Annotated in this window: 12 protein-coding genes; 8 read left to right on the top strand and 4 right to left on the bottom strand. The window is 64.5% G+C overall.

The genetic code is table 11. From position 1 onward, the window contains the following. Positions 1-147: 147 nt before the first annotated feature. Both F2P45_RS06750 and F2P45_RS06745 read left to right on the top strand, forming a co-directional pair. Entirely contained in the window at positions 148-1,266 is a 1,119-nt protein-coding gene (locus tag F2P45_RS06750) for a succinylglutamate desuccinylase/aspartoacylase family protein (RefSeq protein WP_166871814.1), read from the top strand. Beyond that, positions 1,263-2,648, top strand: coding sequence for a YfcC family protein (locus F2P45_RS06745; protein WP_166871811.1), 1,386 nt, complete (start codon positions 1,263-1,265; stop codon positions 2,646-2,648). Before F2P45_RS06750 ends, F2P45_RS06745 begins: the two co-directional genes overlap by 4 nt. Positions 2,649-2,763: 115 nt before the next feature. On the opposite strand, the gene F2P45_RS06740 is transcribed toward F2P45_RS06745, so the two are convergent. After that, complete coding sequence (locus tag F2P45_RS06740) at positions 2,764-3,141, bottom strand: GNAT family N-acetyltransferase (RefSeq protein ID WP_229504944.1); 378 nt, start codon at positions 3,139-3,141, stop codon at positions 2,764-2,766. Positions 3,142-3,347: 206 nt separating this feature from the next. On the opposite strand from F2P45_RS06740, the gene argH reads away from it, so the two are divergent. The 6 genes from argH to F2P45_RS06705 all read left to right on the top strand — a co-directional run bounded on the left by argH (position 3,348) and on the right by F2P45_RS06705 (position 12,207). Continuing rightward, entirely contained in the window at positions 3,348-4,745 is a 1,398-nt protein-coding gene (gene argH, locus F2P45_RS06735) for an argininosuccinate lyase (RefSeq protein ID WP_166871804.1), read from the top strand. 109 nt (positions 4,746-4,854) lie between these two features. Beyond that, positions 4,855-5,439 carry a TRAP transporter small permease subunit gene (locus F2P45_RS06730; protein WP_166872343.1) on the top strand — a complete coding sequence of 195 codons (585 nt, stop codon included), beginning with the start codon at positions 4,855-4,857 and terminating at the stop codon, positions 5,437-5,439. 34 nt (positions 5,440-5,473) lie between these two features. Next, positions 5,474-7,216, top strand: coding sequence for a TRAP transporter large permease (locus F2P45_RS06725; RefSeq protein WP_166871801.1), 1,743 nt, complete (start codon positions 5,474-5,476; stop codon positions 7,214-7,216). 5 nt (positions 7,217-7,221) lie between these two features. Next, a complete protein-coding gene (locus F2P45_RS06720; protein WP_308613382.1) occupies positions 7,222-8,445 on the top strand; it encodes a M24 family metallopeptidase in 1,224 nt (407 codons plus the stop codon). Between the two features lie 207 nt (positions 8,446-8,652). Next, complete coding sequence (locus F2P45_RS06710; RefSeq protein WP_229504943.1) at positions 8,653-10,797, top strand: DUF1800 domain-containing protein; 2,145 nt, start codon at positions 8,653-8,655, stop codon at positions 10,795-10,797. A gap of 9 nt (positions 10,798-10,806) precedes the next feature. Then, complete coding sequence (locus F2P45_RS06705; protein ID WP_229504942.1) at positions 10,807-12,207, top strand: DUF1501 domain-containing protein; 1,401 nt, start codon at positions 10,807-10,809, stop codon at positions 12,205-12,207. A 164-nt stretch (positions 12,208-12,371) separates the two neighbouring features. On the opposite strand, the gene paaZ is transcribed toward F2P45_RS06705, so the two are convergent. Genes paaZ through pcaF form a run of 3 tightly spaced genes read right to left on the bottom strand, consistent with a single transcriptional unit; the run spans position 12,372 to position 16,269 of the window. Then, positions 12,372-14,423 carry a phenylacetic acid degradation bifunctional protein PaaZ gene (paaZ, locus tag F2P45_RS06700; RefSeq protein WP_166871795.1) on the bottom strand — a complete coding sequence of 684 codons (2,052 nt, stop codon included), beginning with the start codon at positions 14,421-14,423 and terminating at the stop codon, positions 12,372-12,374. Positions 14,424-14,447: 24 nt separating this feature from the next. Next, the gene (gene paaY / locus F2P45_RS06695) at positions 14,448-15,044 is read right to left on the bottom strand and encodes a phenylacetic acid degradation protein PaaY (protein WP_166871792.1); all 597 of its coding nucleotides are present in this window, start codon (positions 15,042-15,044) and stop codon (positions 14,448-14,450) included. A gap of 10 nt (positions 15,045-15,054) precedes the next feature. Beyond that, positions 15,055-16,269 (bottom strand): 3-oxoadipyl-CoA thiolase, encoded by a 1,215-nt coding sequence (gene pcaF, locus F2P45_RS06690; RefSeq protein WP_166871789.1) that lies wholly within the window; start codon positions 16,267-16,269, stop codon positions 15,055-15,057. Positions 16,270-16,272: the final 3 nt, after the last annotated feature.

Here is a 16,272-nt window from a genome sequence, read left to right as displayed (position 1 = left end):
CAGTACAGGCCAGCGCGCAGCCGATGTTATGTGCAGGCAAGATGATACCCCGCTCAGAAATAATATGTCGTATTCCAGAAATGGACCCGGCGCGGCGGCGGTTTTTTATGCCACACTTCCGGCTGACTTCATTTCACGGTCCTGATCATGCAAGCAAACACCCATCGCATCTCCCTCGAGGACAGCAGCATGTCCTCGCAACTGGCCAGTTTCCATTTCGGCGCGCCGGGCACCGGCAAGAAGGTGTATATCCAGGCCGCGCTGCACGCCGACGAAGTGCCGCCCATGCTGGTGGCGCAGTTCCTGCGCAAGCAATTGCAGCTGCTGGACGCGGCCGGCAAGATCCGCGGCGAGATCATCCTGGTCCCGGCGGCCAATCCGCTCGGGCTGGCGCAGGCCATCCACGGCGCGCCGTTCGGCCGCTTCGACCTCTCGACCGGAACCAATTTCAACCGCGCCTACAAGCACGTGGCCGAGGACCTGAAAACCTCGCTGGCAGGTTTACTCGGCCCGGACGCCGGTGCCAACGTGGCCCTGATCCGCGCCCACGCGCGCGACTCGGTCGCCGCCTGGGAGCCGAAAACCGACGCCGACACGCTCAAGAAAATCCTGCTCGGAATGGCGATCGACGCCGACATCGTGCTCGACCTGCACTGCGATAACGAAGCGGTGCTGCATATTTATGCGGGCACCCCGCTGGCGGACGCGGTGGCGCCGCTGGCGGCGCTGATGCAGGCGCACAGCGTGCTGCTGGCCCTGGAGGCCGGCGGCGAACCGTTCGACGAAGCGTGTTCGCGCCTGTGGTGGGACCTGGCGGCGCACTTCGGGCCGGCCTTTCCGATTCCGCCGGCCTGCCTGTCGACCACCGTGGAGCTGCGCGGCGAGCGCGATGTGAACTACGAACTGGCCGGGGGCGACGCGCGCGCCCTGCAGCAATTTTTGGCGCATGCCGGCGTGCTCGATATGGCGCTGACGGACCTGCCCACGCCCCTGTGCGCCCCGACCCCGCTCGAAGGCGTGGAGCCGATCGCCGCGCCGCATGCCGGCGTGCTGGTGTTCCTCAAGAACCTGGGCGAGAAGGTGGTGGCCGGCGACGCCATCGCCGACCTGGTCGACCCGGTCAGCGGACGCACCACCACCCTGCGCTGCAGCGTCGACGGCGTGTTCTTCGCCCGCACCGCGCACCGCCATCTGCTGCGCGGCATGGCGGTCGGTAAGATCGCGGGACCCGTGGCTTACCGCGCCGGAAAGCTGCTCAGCCAATGAAACTGCGCATCCCCAATACCTTCGTCCTGCTGTTCCTGATCCTGGCGATGATCGCCGTGGCCACCTGGCTGGTGCCGGGCGGCCAGTACGATACCGTCATGGTCGATGGCAAACCGCGTATCGATCCCGGCTCCTTCCATTACGTGCAGAGTAATCCGCAGGGCTTCGTGGCGCTGATGATGGCGCCCATCAAAGGCTTCAAGGAAGCGGCCCAGATCATCGGCTTCGTGCTGATTGTCGGCGGCGCGTTCGCGGTGCTGCAAAAGACCGAGGCGCTCGACGCCATGATCCGCAGCGTGGCGCGCGCGCACACGCACTCGCGCTTCGTGCGGGCCATGCTCATTCCGGTGTTCGTGACCATCTTCTCGCTGGGCGGGGCCACCTTCGGCATGAGCGAGGAGTCGATTCCGTTCGTGCTCATTTTCGTGCCGCTGGCGCTCGCCCTTGGCTACGACTCGATCATCGGCGTGTCGATTCCGTTCCTGAGCGCCCAGGTGGGCTTCGCGGCCGCCTTCTTAAATCCGTTCAATGTCGGCGTGGCGCAGAATATCGCCGGGATCGAGATGTTTTCGGGCATAGGCTACCGCCTGATCGTCTGGTTCGTGGCCACCGCGCTGACCATCGCGTTCCTGATGTGGTACGCGGCGCGCATCAAGAAAGACCCGACCCGCAGCCCGTCGTACGCGCTCGATATCGAAAAGCGCAAGGAAAGCAGCGCCGCCCTCACCAACCTGACCGGCATGACCACCACCCACGCCGTGGTGCTGCTGCTGTTCGTCGGCTTCATGACGGCCATGGTGGTCGGCGTGATCCACTTCGGCTGGTACATCAACGAGATCGCCGCCCTGTTCATGGTGATGGCGATCGTGGTCGGCATCATCGGGCGGCTCGACAGCGACGAATTCGTGGCGGCCTTTTTGCACGGCGCGCGCGACCTGGTCGGCACCGCGCTGGTGATCGCGCTCGCGCGCGGCACCATGATCCTGGCGCAGGATGCCAAAATCATCGACACCATGCTCCATTCGCTGGTGCCGCTGGTGCAGTCGGCCAATCCGGTGTTCGCGGCGCAAAAGATGTTCATTATCCAGACGGTGATTAACTTCTTCATCCACTCCGGCACCGGGCAGGCCGCGCTGACCATGCCGATCATGGCGCCGCTGGCCGACCTGGTGGGCATTTCGCGCCAGACCGCCGTGCTGGCGTTCCAGCTGGGCGAGCTGACCTTGCCGATGATTCCGACCTCGGGCGTGACGGTGGGCGTGCTGGCACTGGCGCGCATTCCCTGGATTACCTGGGCCAAGTGGATGGTGCCGCTGCAACTGGCGTATTTTGTGATGGCGCTGCTGTTGCTGATTCCGCCGGCGCTGACGAATTGGAGTTGATCTTATGTCTTAACGGCCACGACACTTCAAACCGTCATTCCCGCGGAGGCGGGAATGACGGTTTTTAGCTTAGTAGTTTCTGATAGATGCCAGTGGCAGTTACAACAGCGTGCCGTCAACTGACGTAGATATTCGGGAAATACCGCTCCATGAGCGACTCCGGCCTTTGCGGCGGGGTGAATCCGAACTGCGCATACAGGGCATGCGCGTCCCCCGTCGCCAGCGTCAACCTGCGCAGCCCTTTCAGGCTCGGATGCGCCAGCACCGCCTTCATGATCTCCTTGCTGAATCCGCGCCCGCGGTATTCGGGAATCACAAATACATCCACCAGATTACCAAAAGTCGCAAAATCGGTAATCACCCGCGCGAACGCCACCTGGCGGCCGTCCACATAGCCGCCGAAACACAGGGAATTCTCGATCGCGCGCTCCACCACCGGGCGCGAGATGCCGACCGCCCACGTCGACTGCTCGCTCAGGAAGCGATAAATCATCGGGACATCGAGCTGCGTGCGGTCGGTACTGATCTGTAAATTGGACATGGCTGGACGCATCCCGTGAAAAGAAACAATTCTACCTTCGTTCGCCGCCAGCGCAAGGCCCGCGCGCGAATTCGGAACGCCCCAACAACCCCCCAACAGGAATTGCCCGCAGCCCGCTTTCCTTGTTTATAATCAGGTAACGTAAAGGAACTATTCACATGACCGCACAACTTTCAAAGAAGGGCGAAGCCTGGTCGGCGCGCTTTTCCGAACCCGTCTCCGACCTCGTCAAACGCTACACCGCTTCCGTCTTTTTCGATAAACGCCTGGCCCTGTTCGATATACAGGGTTCGCTCGCGCACGCCGAAATGCTGGCCGCCCAGCGGATCATCAGCGCCGAAGACCGCGCCGGGATCGAACGCGGCATGGCCCAGATCAAGGGCGAAATCGAGGCCGGCAGCTTCGAATGGCTGCTCGACCTGGAAGACGTCCACCTGAATATCGAAAAACGCCTGACCGAACTGGTTGGCGACGCCGGCAAGCGCCTGCACACGGGACGCTCGCGCAACGACCAGGTGGCCACCGACATCCGCCTGTACGTACGCGCCGCCATCGACGATATCGTGGTGCTGCTGAACGGCCTGCGCGCCGCCCTCACCGATCTGGCGGAACAGAACGCCGACACCATCATGCCCGGTTTTACCCACATGCAGGTGGCCCAGCCGATCACCTTCGGCCACCACATGCTGGCCTATGTCGAGATGTTCGGGCGCGACGTCGAACGCATGCAGGACGCCCGCAAGCGCGTCAACCGCCTGCCGCTGGGCGCCGCCGCGCTGGCCGGCACCACCTTCCCGATCGACCGCGAACGGGTGGCCCGCACGCTCGGCTTCGACGACGTTTGCCACAATTCGCTCGACGCCGTCTCGGACCGCGATTTCGCGATCGAGTTCTGCGCCGCCGGCGCCCTGATCATGACGCACATCTCGCGCATGTCGGAAGAACTGGTGATCTGGATGAGCCCACGGGTCGGTTTCATCGACATCGCCGACCGCTTCTGCACCGGCTCCTCGATCATGCCGCAAAAGAAAAACCCGGATGTGCCGGAACTGGCGCGCGGTAAAACCGGCCGCGTGTACGGCCACCTGACCGGCCTCCTGACCCTGATGAAAGGCCAGCCGCTGGCCTACAACAAGGATAACCAGGAAGACAAGGAGCCGCTGTTCGACACCGTCGACACCCTGGTCGACACCCTGCGCATCTTCGCCGACATGGCCGGCGGGATCACGGTCAAGCCGGACAACATGCGCGCCGCCGCCCTGCAGGGCTACGCCACCGCGACCGACCTGGCCGACTACCTGGTCAAGAAAGGCCTGCCGTTCCGCGACGCCCACGAAGCCGTGGCGCGCGCCGTGCGTGCCTGCGACGACCTCGAATACGACCTGGCGGAGATGTCGCTCGACCAGCTGCGCGCGTTCTCAAGCCTGATCGGCGACGATGTGTTCGCGGTACTGACCCTGGAAGGCTCGGTGGCGGCGCGCGACCATGTGGGCGGCACCGCGCCGCGCCAGGTGCGCGCGGCGATCGCCCGCGTGCGCGCCCAGCTGGCGGGGTAGCGCACCAGCAGTGAGCTGTACTTAAGCCGACCGGCGCGCAAGACGCCGGCGCTTGTGCTTGTTTTTGAACTTTTTGTTTGAAACTACCGGAGATACCAGCACCATGCTCATGTCACTTTTCGTCCCGCTGTCGCGCGCGATCGATACTCTCAATGAGAAGATCGCCAACGCCGTCAGCTGGGCCTTGCTGGCCGCGGTCCTCATCTGCGCCGGCAATGCCCTGATCCGCTACATCTTCAATATCAGTTCCAATGCCTGGCTCGAAATCCAGTGGTACCTGTACGGCGCCATGTTCATGCTGGCCTCGGCCTACACGCTCAAACGCGACGAGCATGTGCGCATCGACGTGATCGTCGGACGCTTTTCGCGGCGCACCCAGGTCTGGATCGAACTGTTCGGCTTCTTGCTGTTCCTGATGCCCGTCTCGCTGCTGATCCTGTGGTACGGCATCCCCTTTGCCCATCTGTCGATCGTCAGCGCCGAAATGTCGAGCAACGCCGGTGGCCTGATCGTCTGGCCCGCCAAACTGCTCATTCCGGTCGCCTTTGCGCTGATCATCCTGCAGGGCCTGTCCGAAATCATCAAGCGCATCGCGTTTTTGGCCGGCCGCATCGACGCCAGCTCGTTCACCAAGCAGGCCACCACGCCGCAGGACGAGATCGACGCGATCAAAGCCGCCAACAATCTCGGTTAGCAGTCAAGCACACAGCCACTTCGGTCAGGGACACATGGAACAATTCATCATCGCCAACCTGGCGCCCATCATGTTTGGGGCGCTGGTCATCTTCTTGCTGTCCGGTTTTCCGGTCGCATTTTCACTGGCCGCCAACGGCCTGTTTTTCGGCCTGGTCGGCATCGAGCTCGGTTTGCTCAAACCCGAACTGCTGCAGGCGCTGCCCAACCGGATCTTCGGCATCATGGGCAGCGAGAACCTGCTGGCGATCCCCTTCTTTACCTTCATGGGATTGATCCTGGAAAGGTCGGGGATGGCGGAGGACCTGCTCGACACCATTGGCCAGCTATTCGGGCCGATTCGCGGCGGCGTGGCCTATGCGGTCATTTTCGTCGGCGCGCTGCTGGCCGCAACCACCGGCGTGGTGGCGGCGTCGGTGATTTCGATGGGCCTCATTTCGCTGCCGGTGATGCTGCGCTACGGGTACGACAAGCGCCTCGCCTCGGGCGTGATCGCCGCCTCCGGCACGCTGGCGCAGATCATCCCGCCCTCGCTGGTGCTGATCGTGATGGCCGACCAGCTGGGCAAATCGGTGGGCGACATGTACAAGGCCGCTTTCATCCCCGGCCTGATGCTCACCGCGATGTACGCCGGCTACGTGCTGGCGCTGTCGATCTTCAAGCCGCACCACGTGCCGGCGCTGCCGCTCGAAGCGCGCAACCTGCGCGAGCCGAACGGCGACAGCGGCGCAATGTCGCTGCTGTTCCTGGTGCTCGGCACGGTCGCCGTGTCGTATGCTTTCGCCCTGGTCTGGGGCGCCAGCCACCCGCAACTGAAAAGCGACGAACTGGGTATTTATGCCGCTGCGGCCGGCATTGCGCTGACCTTTTCGTTCGCCCTGGCCAACCGCCACCTGAAACTCGGCCTGCTCTCGCGCATGGCCGAAAAGGTGGTGTTCGTGCTGGTGCCGCCGCTGGCGCTGATCTTCCTGGTGCTGGGCACGATTTTCGTCGGCATCGCCACTCCGACCGAAGGCGGCGGCATGGGCGCGCTGGGCGCGATCATTCTGGCCATGCTCAATGGCCGCCTGTCCTGGAGCCTGCTCAAGCAAGCGATGAATTCGACCACGCGCCTGTCGTGCTTCGTCATGTTCATCCTGATCGGCTCGACCGTGTTCGCGCTGGTGTTCCGCGGCGTGGACGGCGACCTGTGGGTCGAGCACCTGCTGACCAGCCTTCCGGGCGGGGTGACCGGCTTCCTGATCGTGGTCAACGTCATGTTCTTCGTGCTGGCCTTCTTCCTCGACTTCTTCGAGCTGGCCTTCATCCTGGTGCCGCTGGTCGGCCCGGTGGCCAACAAGCTGGGGATCGACCTGGTCTGGTTCGGGGTGCTGCTGGGCGTGAACATGCAGACTTCCTTCATGCATCCGCCGTTCGGATTCGCGCTGTTCTATTTGAGATCGGTGGCGCCGAAAGAGGTCAAGACCTCCGACATTTACTGGGGCGCGATCCCGTTCGTGGTGATCCAGGTGATCATGGTCAGCCTGATCATCGCCTTCCCGCACCTGGTCTCGGTCGAGAAGAAGGTCGACATGGACGAACAGATCGAACTGAAAATCGATGCCCCGGCAAGCGAGGCCGGCAAGGCGGACGACGACAGCACCCCGGATCTGAACTTCTCGACCGACAGCGACGCCGACGCCAAAACGAAGGGCGGCGACGCTGCCAAGAAGGACGACGACACCACGCCGGAACTGAACTTCTCGACCGATACTGACACGGAACCGAAAAAGAAATGAACGCATTGAACATTGGCGGCAAGAGCATGGACGAGGCGCTGGCCGCCTTGTCCGACATGACCGGCGGCATGGCCCCGATCGGCAAGCAAGAACACAAAGAGCGCATCGCGCGCGCCCAGGCCTTCATGCTGGAACAGGGCATCGGCGCGGTGTTCCTCAACGCGGGTACCAACATGCGCTACTTCACGGGCACCAAGTGGTATGCCAGCGAACGCATGGTCGGCGCCATTTTGCCGGCCGTGGGCGCGCTCGAATACATCGCACCGGTGTTCGAAGAGGGCTCGCTGACCGACTTCATGCTCGTCAAGGGCAAGGTCAATTGCTGGGAAGAGCACGAGAGCCCTTACCAGCTGTTCATCGACGTGCTGGCGCGCATGGGCGTCAAGCCGAATGCGGCCAGAGCGCCGCGCATCGGCATTTGCGAGAGCGCGGCGTTCTTCATCGCCGACGGCATCGGCCCGCTGGCCGCCGGCTACGCGCTCGAAAACGCCAAGAGCGTCACGGCGTTCTGCCGCGCGCGCAAGTCGCCCGCCGAAATCGCGCTGATGCAGCGTGTGAAGGACATGACGCTGGAAGTGCACAAGGCCGCCGCCAGCATCCTGCACGAGGGGATCACCACGGTGGAGGTGAGCGACTTCATCGCGCGCGCGCACCGCAAGGTCGGCGCGCCCGGTTCGTATTTTTGCATCGTGCTGTTCGGCGAGGCGACCGCCTATCCGCACGGCGTCAGCTACGCGCAGACCCTGAAACAGGGCGACGTGGTCCTGATCGACACCGGCTGCCAGGTGCATGGCTACATTTCGGACATCACGCGCACCTACGTGTTCGGCGAGATCAGCGAGCGCCAGCGCTTCGTGTGGAATGCCGAGAAGGCGGCGCAGCTGGCCGCGTTCGCGGCGGCGCAACTGGGCGTGCCTTGCCGCGAGGTGGACGCCGCCGCGCGCGCCTCGCTCGAATCGAACGGCTTCGGTCCCGGCTACAAGCTGCCAGGCCTGCCGCACCGCACCGGCCATGGCATCGGCATGGATATCCACGAGTGGCCCTACCTGGTCGGCAGCGACAGCACGCCGCTCGATGTGGGCATGTGCTTTTCGAACGAGCCGATGATCTGCATTCCGGGCGAATTCGGGGTGCGCCTTGAAGATCACTTCTATATGACGGCTGCGGGGCCGACGTGGTTCACCGAACCGGCCCATTCGATCGACGATCCGTTCGGCATCGGACGCTGAAGCGCGTCGCGCGATGATTCAATTTACGCAAGGCGGCTGGACGGCCGCCTTGCTCATATATCCACACCTGCGCGCTCCGCGGCGTGAAACAGTGTTGCAAACAAGGCGAAAATGATGCCCTTGTTACAAAATAAACAAAACCTAACGTTTATTTGTTTCCGCTAATCACCTATTATCTGTGGTCGTGGACACACCGGGAATAACTTCATGCAAGAGCAACAACTACTCGACGCGGGTGTCGAGGATGACGCTGGCGTCGAACTGAACGCCGACATGCTGACAATCCAGCTTGATGTTGCTGGCGATGAATCACTTTCCAGGGTCAGGCTGGCGACGGCGGGCACCGCCCTCCTCTCCAGCGCCGCGCTGGCGGCCTGCGGCGGCGGCAGTAGCAGCTCGTCGATTCCGGTAGGTGCCCTGACGCCCCCGCCGGTGATCCTGCCGACACCGGTGGTTCCGATACCCGCCGTGCCGACGCCGGTGGTGCCGACGCCGGTAGTGCCGACGCCGGTAGTGCCGACGCCGGTGGTGCCGACGCCGGTTCCGACACCGGTCGTGCCAACGCCGGTCACGCCGACGCCGGGCACCTCCGGCCCCGCACCGACCGTGCCGACGCCCCCTGTGCCGACGCCTGTCAAGCCAACCCCGACCGTCCCGACACCGGCTACCCCGACGCCAACCCCGACCGCGCCGACGCCTGCGACACCGACGCCGACGCCGACGCCGACGCCGACTCCGACACCAACGCCCACACCAACCCCGACTCCCACACCAACCCCGACCCCGACGCCGACCCCGACCCCAACCCCCACGCCGGTCGCTGAAAAAATCGCCCCCGCCGAAGCCTCGCGCTTCCTGGGCCAGGCGTCGATGGGCGCCACGCGCGAACAAATCGCGCGCGTGCAGCAGATGGGCTACGCCGGCTGGATCAACGAACAAATCGCCATGCCGCGCGGCGAGTCGCGCTGGGACTACCTGGTCGGCAAAAAGTACAACACGTCCGACCTGAAGAACACCGAAAACGGCCACGATGCGGCCTTCTGGCGCAAGATGATCAGCGCGCCCGACACCCTGCGCCAGCGCGTCACCCTGGCGCTGTCCGAAATCGTGGTGGCCTCGATCACCGGTTTCAGCGCCAGCTGGAGCAATTTTTCGGGCGTCGCGCACATGGACTTGCTCGAGTCCCACGCTTTCGGCAACTACCGCACCCTGCTCCAGCAAGTGTCGCTGAGCGCGCCGATGGGCGAGTACCTGACCTATCGCGGCAACGTCAAGATGAATCCGACCACCGGCGCCCTGCCCGACGAAAACTACGCGCGCGAAGTCATGCAGCTGTTTACCATCGGCCTGGTCCAGCTGAACATCGACGGCACGCCCAAGCTCAGCGGCGGCCTGCAGCAGGAAACCTACGGCCTCGACGACATCAGCGGCCTGGCGCGCGTATTCACCGGCTGGGGCTACGACCTGGCTGGCGGCGACATGAATTCGCCCGACTACAAGCGCCGGCCGATGGCCGTGTCGGCCAACCGCCATGAATCGGGCGCCAAGGAATTCCTCGACAGCAGCATTCCCGCCGGCACCGACGCCCTGACCAGCGTCACCCGCGCGCTCGACATCATCTACGCGCATCCCAACGTGGCGCCGTTCATCAGCCGCCAGCTGATCCAGCGCCTGGTGACGAGCAACCCGTCGCCCGCCTACGTGACCCGGGTCGCCAACGTGTTCAACAACGATGGCAAAGGGGTCAAGGGCAACCTGGCCAAAGTCGTGTCCGCCATTCTGCTGGACGACGAGGCGCGCAATCCAAACCGGCTGAGCGACCCCAACTTCGGCAAACTGCGCGAGCCGGTGCTGCGCTTCACGGCCTGGGCACGCGCCTGCAAGGCCAGTTCGCCATCGGATGCCTGGGCGATCGGCAACACCTCCGACCCCGGCACCCGCCTCGGGCAGAGCCCGGGCCGCTCCAGCACGGTATTCAATTTCTTCCGTCCGGGCTATGTGCCGCCCAACAGCGAGATTGCCAATGCGCGCATGGTGGCGCCGGAATTCCAGATCACCAACGAATCGACCGTGGTCGGCTATGTCAACTACATGCAGGGCGTGGTCAGCCGGGGCGTGGGCGACGTCAAGGCCAACTACAGCGCCTTGCTGCCGCTGGCCGAGGTGGCCGAGAACCTGGTCAACGAGCTGAACCTGCTACTGGCGGCGGGACAACTGGCGCCGGCCACGCTCAACCTGATCAAGGGCGGGATCGATTCCATGCCGAAGACCACCGAAGCGCACCGCCTGAACCGCATCTACGCGGCCCTGGTGCTGGTGCTCGCCTCACCCGAATTCATCGTCCAGAAATAGGAAGCAGCCATGCAAAACAAAAATGGAACCAATGCATCGCGCCGCGCCTTCCTGCAACGCGCCTCGGCCCTGTCGGTCGCCGGCGTGGCCGCGCCATGGGCGATCAACATCGCCGCCATGTCCGAGGCCAGCGCGGCCACGGCCACCGACTACAAGGCACTGGTCTGCGTATTCCTGTACGGCGGCAACGACTACGCGAATACCGTCACGCCGTACGACCAGACCAGCCACGCGCTGTACCAGTCGTTCCGTCCCAATTTTGCGCACAGCCGCGCCGCGCTGGGCGCGACCGCGCTGACTCCGACCGTGGTGCCGGTCGACTCGGCCGGTTTCCAGCACCAGTATGCGCTGGCGCCCAACCTCGCGCCGCTGATGCCGATCTTTAATGACGGCAAGCTGGCCGTGATCCTGAACGTGGGCAACCTGGTGCAGCCGACCACCAAGCTCCAGTACACCCAGAAGACCGGGCGCCTGCCGCCAAAACTGTTTTCGCACAACGACCAGCAGTCGGTATTCCAGTCCTCGTCGCCGGAAGGCGCCACCTCCGGCTGGGGCGGACGCATCGGCGACCTGTTCCAGTCAAGCAATACGCACTCGACCTTTACCTGCATCAACGTCTCGAACAATGCGGTGTTCTTGTCGGGCAATACCGCTGTGCAATATCAGGTATCGACCAATGGCTCGGTACCGCTGGCGGGGCTGAAGAATTCGCTGTTCGGTTCGGCTGCGGCCTCGACGGCGCTGCGCACCTTGATGACGCAGCAGCGCAGCAACGTGCTGGAAAACGAATACAACCGCATCGGCAAGCGCTCGATCGAAGCCAATGAAGTGCTGACCGGGGCCTTGACCTCGACGCCGGCGCCGAAGACTCCGTTCCCGACCGGAAACAACCTGGGCGACCAGTTGAAACTGGTGGCGCGCATGATCGCCGCCGGTCCGACCCTGGGCGCGAAACGGCAAGTGTTTTTCGTGTCGATGGGCGGCTTCGACAATCACGACGGCATGGCAACCAACCATCCGGTGCTGATGACCAGGCTGGGCGACGCGATGGCGGCGTTTTATGCGGCGACGGTGGAACTGGGCGTGGCCGACAAGGTGACCACCTTCACCGCCTCGGACTTCGGACGCACCATGGCGGGCAATGCCGACGGCTCGGATCATGGCTGGGGCAGCATGCATTTTGTGATGGGCGGCGCGGTCAAGGGCAAGCGCTTTTACGGCACCGCGCCGATTGTGGCCAATGGCGGCCCGGATGATGTGGGCCAGGGGCGCTTGCTGCCGACCACGTCGGTGGACCAGTTCGCGGCCACCATGGGCGCGTGGCTGGGGGTGTCGAACAGCGAGTTGCTGGCGCTGCTGCCGAATCTGGGGAATTACAACGCAAGTACGCGCAATATGGGGTTTGTGTAAAAAGCCTGTGCACGTGCCAGTAGCGTTAGCCTAAAAACCGTCGTTCCCGCGAAGGCGGGAACCCAATTTCGTTGCTAAGCTACGAAGCCTTGGATTCCCGCCAAGGGGGCCGCCGAGGCCGGGAATGACGGAGCTAAATGTTGCGGTAGATATCACCGCGCCCCTCACCCCTTCTTCATCACCAGCGTCAGAATATCGTAACTGGCCACCAGCTCATCATGCTGGTTGGTGACCTGCACATCCCACGCCACCACGCCCTGCCCCACGCCCTTGTCGTCGGTGCGGTTGCGGTCCACCTTGCGCTTGCACGTCAGGCGTGCGCGGATCGTGTCGCCAATCGCCACCGGCGTGATGAAGCGCAGATTATCCAGCCCGTAGTTGGCCAGCACCGGGCCCGGCGCCGGCGAAACGAACAAGCCCGCCGCCGCCGACAGCACAAAGTAGCCGTGCGCGATGCGCTTGCCGAACTGCGAATCCTTGGCCGCGATCTCGTCGAAGTGCATGTAAAAATAGTCGCCCGAAATCCCGCCGAAGTTGACGATATCGGCCTCGCTCACCGTGCGACGGTGCGTGAGCAGCGAGTCGCCCATTTGCAGTTCCTCGAAATACTTGCGGAACGGGTGCAGGTCGCTCTCGCGCACGGCCGCGCCGCGCACGTACTCGCCCGTGATCGCGGCCAGCATGGTGGGCGAACCCTGAACCGCGGCGCGCTGCAAGAAGTGGCGCACCGCGCGAATCCCGCCCAACTCCTCGCCGCCGCCGGCGCGGCCCGGACCGCCGTGCTTCAACTGCGGCAGGGGCGAGCCGTGGCCGGTCGAATCGACCGCCGCTTCGCGCTCGAGCACCAGCACGCGGCCGTGCGAAGCCGCCGCCACCGGCACCGCGCGCGCCGCAATCGCGGTGTCCCTGGTCACCAGCGTGCTGACCAGGCTTCCTTTGCCGCGCGCGGCCAGCGCCAGCGCTTCGTCCAGATCGGAATAGGTCATCATCGTGCTGACCGGGCCAAAGGCTTCGATATCGTGCACGGCGTCGTTGTTCATGCCGTCGCGGCACAGCAGCAGGGTCGGCGAGAAGAAGGCGCCATTGGCAGCGCCATCGCCCACCGGCTTGAAGCCGTCCTTGGCGCCGAACAAGATCTCGTTGCCGCGTGCGAGCATCTCGACCCGCTCGCTCACATCGCGGTGCTGGTCCATCGACGCCAGTGCGCCCATGCGCACCTCTTTCACCGACGGATCGCCCACGACGATTTTTGCGAGGCGTTCGCGCAGGCGCTCGCCCACCGCCTCGACGTGCCGCTTCGGTACGATGATGCGGCGGATCGCGGTGCACTTCTGGCCGGCCTTGCCGGTCATCTCGCGCGCGACTTCCTTGACGAACAGGTCGAACTCGACATCGTCGGGCGTGACGTCCGGCCCCAGGATGGCGCAGTTGAGCGAATCGGCTTCGGCGGTGAACGGCACCGAGTGGGCGATCAGATTTTTGTTCACGCGCAGCTTGGCGGCGGTATCGGCCGAACCGGTGAACGTCACCACGTCGGCGCCGGTCAGGCGGTCGAGCAGGTCGCCGGTACTGCCGATGACCAGTTGCAGCGCGCCCGCCGGCAGCAGGCTTGACTCGTGCATCATGCGGACCACGGCTTCGGTCAGGTAGCTGGTGGCGGTGGCGGGTTTGCCGATGCACGGCATCGCGGCCAGGAAGCTCGGCGCGAATTTTTCGAGCAGGCCCCAGATCGGGAAGTTGAAGGCGTTGATGTGCACCGCCAGCCCGCCGCGCGGCACCAGGATGTGGGTACCGGCAAAGCCGCCGTTCTTGCCCAGCGCGAGCGCCGGGCCTTCGTGCAGCACGTTGCTCGACGGGAGTTCGCGGCTGCCCATGCTGGCGTACGCGAACAGGGTGCCGATGCCGCCTTCGATATCGACCCAGCTGTCCGGGCGGGTGGCGCCGGTCAGGTGCGAGATCGCGTACAGCTCTTCCTTGCGCTCCATCAGGTACAGCGCCAGCGCCTTGAGGCAGGCGGCGCGCTTCTGGAAGTCGAGCGACATCAGGGCCGGCACGCCGGTGCCGCGCGCATAGGTGACTGCCTCGTCGAAGTCGATCTTTTCGGCGTGGGTGTGGTAAATCAGGCTGTTATTGAGCGCGCAGTGCAGCGGCACCGACGCTTCGGCGCCGAGCCAGCGGCCGCCGATCAGGCTTTGCAGGGTCGATATGGTTTGCATGGTGTCTTCTCCTAATTCTCTGTTCTATTCTTTATGGGTATGCAGGTCCGGGCCAAGGTCGATGCGGGCGCGGTTTGGCTCGACTTCGGTCAACGCCTCGACTTCGCGCATGGTGTCCATCGAGCGCACCGCCAGGTCGTGGTACTGCCTGGTGCCGAAGCTCTTCCATTTGACTTCCTGGTCCGTCAGTTCGCGCATGATACGCGCCGGCGTGCCCATGACCATGCTGCGCGGCGGGATGAGCATGCCGGCCTTCACAAAACTCATGGCGGCGACAATCGATTCCTCGCCCACCACGGCGCGGTCCATCACCACGGCGTTCATGCCGACCATGGCGTTGCGCTTGATGCGGCAGCCGTGCAGCACCGCGCCGTGGCCGATGTGGCCATCGACTTCGACCACCGTGTCTTCGCCGGGAAAGCCGTGCATGACGCAGGTGTCTTGCAGATTGGCGCCTTCTGCGAGGATCAGCCGGCCAAAGTCGCCGCGCATCGAGGCCAGCGGGCCGACGTAGCAGCGCGGGCCGACGATCACGTCGCCGATCAGCACCGCGCTCGGATGCACGTAAGCGCTTGGATGGACCACCGGCGTGACGCCATTGATTGCGTAGACCTTGACCATGGCGCGCACCTTATACTTTTTCGATGATCAGGGCAATGCCCTGCCCGACGCCGATGCACATCGTGCACAGCGCGTAGCGCCCGCCAGTGCGGTGCAGCTGGTTGACAGCGGCGAGCACCAGGCGCGCACCGGACGCGCCCAGCGGGTGGCCGATGGCGATCGCACCGCCGTTCGGGTTGACGTGGGCGGCGTCGTCGGCCAGGCCCAGGTCGCGCGTGACCGCCAGGCCCTGCGCGGCAAAGGCCTCGTTCAACTCGATCACGTCCATCTGGCCGATGGACAGGCCGGTCATCGCCAGCACCTTTTTGGTCGCTGGCGAGGGACCGAAGCCCATGATGCGCGGTTCCAGTCCGGCCAGGGCCATGCCGACGATGCGCGCGCGCGGCGTGAGGCCGAAGCGCTCGGCGGCGCTGCTTGATGCGATCAGGATGGCGCAGGCGCCGTCGTTGATGCCCGAGGCGTTACCGGCGGTGACGGTGCCGCTTGGGGTGACCACGCCCTTGAGCTTGGCCAGCATCTCGATGCTGGTGTCGGGACGCGGATGCTCGTCGGTGTCGAATACGCGCGCCTCGCCCTTCTTCTGCACGATGGTGACAGGGACGATTTCGTCCCTGAACACGCCGGCGGCATGGGCTGCGGCCCAGCGCTGCTGGCTGCGCAGCGCGAACGCATCCTGGTCGGCGCGGTTGATGTTGAATTCCTGCGCCACGTTTTCGGCCGTCTCTGGCATCGAGTCGATGCCGTATTGCGCCTTCATGAGCGGGTTGACGAAGCGCCAGCCCATGGTGGTGTCTTCGATCTTGGCGGCGCGCGAGAACGCGCTGTCGGCCTTGCCCATCACGAAAGGCGCGCGCGTCATGCTTTCCACGCCACCGGCGATGATCAGGTTCGCTTCGCCAGCCTTGATGGCGCGCGCGGCGATGCCGACGGCGTCCAGGCTGGAGCCGCACAGGCGGTTGATGGTGCTGGCCGGGACTTCCGGCGGCAGGCCCGCCAGTAGTGCAGCCATGCGGGCCACGTTGCGGTTGTCTTCGCCGGCCTGGTTGGCGCAGCCGAAATACAGGTCATCCACGGCCGTCCAGTCCACGCCGGGGTTGCGCGCGATCAGGGCGGCGATCGGCAGCGCGGCCAGGTCGTCGGCGCGCATGCCGGAGAGCGAGCCGCCGTAGCGGCCGAACGGGGTACGGATGGCGTCGCAGATAAAGGCGTCGGTCGGTTTGTTCACAGG

The sequence above is a fragment of the Massilia mucilaginosa genome, from assembly GCF_011682145.1.
Taxonomy (GTDB): Bacteria; Pseudomonadota; Gammaproteobacteria; order Burkholderiales; family Burkholderiaceae_D; genus Telluria_A; species Telluria_A mucilaginosa.
Note: the sequence above shows the minus strand (reverse complement) of the source record. Positions and strands in the feature narration are given on the sequence as shown.

Coding starts and splice junctions, on each gene's coding strand:
- F2P45_RS06745 (WP_166871811.1), top strand. CDS start 1,263: ATGAAACTGCGCATCCCCAATACCTTCGTCCTGCTGTTCCTGATCCTG.
- F2P45_RS06705 (WP_229504942.1), top strand. CDS start 10,807: ATGCAAAACAAAAATGGAACCAATGCATCGCGCCGCGCCTTCCTGCAA.
- F2P45_RS06730 (WP_166872343.1), top strand. CDS start 4,855: ATGTCACTTTTCGTCCCGCTGTCGCGCGCGATCGATACTCTCAATGAG.
- F2P45_RS06740 (WP_229504944.1), bottom strand. CDS start 3,141: ATGATTTATCGCTTCCTGAGCGAGCAGTCGACGTGGGCGGTCGGCATC.
- F2P45_RS06710 (WP_229504943.1), top strand. CDS start 8,653: ATGCAAGAGCAACAACTACTCGACGCGGGTGTCGAGGATGACGCTGGC.
- paaY (WP_166871792.1), bottom strand. CDS start 15,044: ATGGTCAAGGTCTACGCAATCAATGGCGTCACGCCGGTGGTCCATCCA.
- F2P45_RS06725 (WP_166871801.1), top strand. CDS start 5,474: ATGGAACAATTCATCATCGCCAACCTGGCGCCCATCATGTTTGGGGCG.
- F2P45_RS06750 (WP_166871814.1), top strand. CDS start 148: ATGCAAGCAAACACCCATCGCATCTCCCTCGAGGACAGCAGCATGTCC.
- argH (WP_166871804.1), top strand. CDS start 3,348: ATGACCGCACAACTTTCAAAGAAGGGCGAAGCCTGGTCGGCGCGCTTT.
- paaZ (WP_166871795.1), bottom strand. CDS start 14,423: ATGCAAACCATATCGACCCTGCAAAGCCTGATCGGCGGCCGCTGGCTC.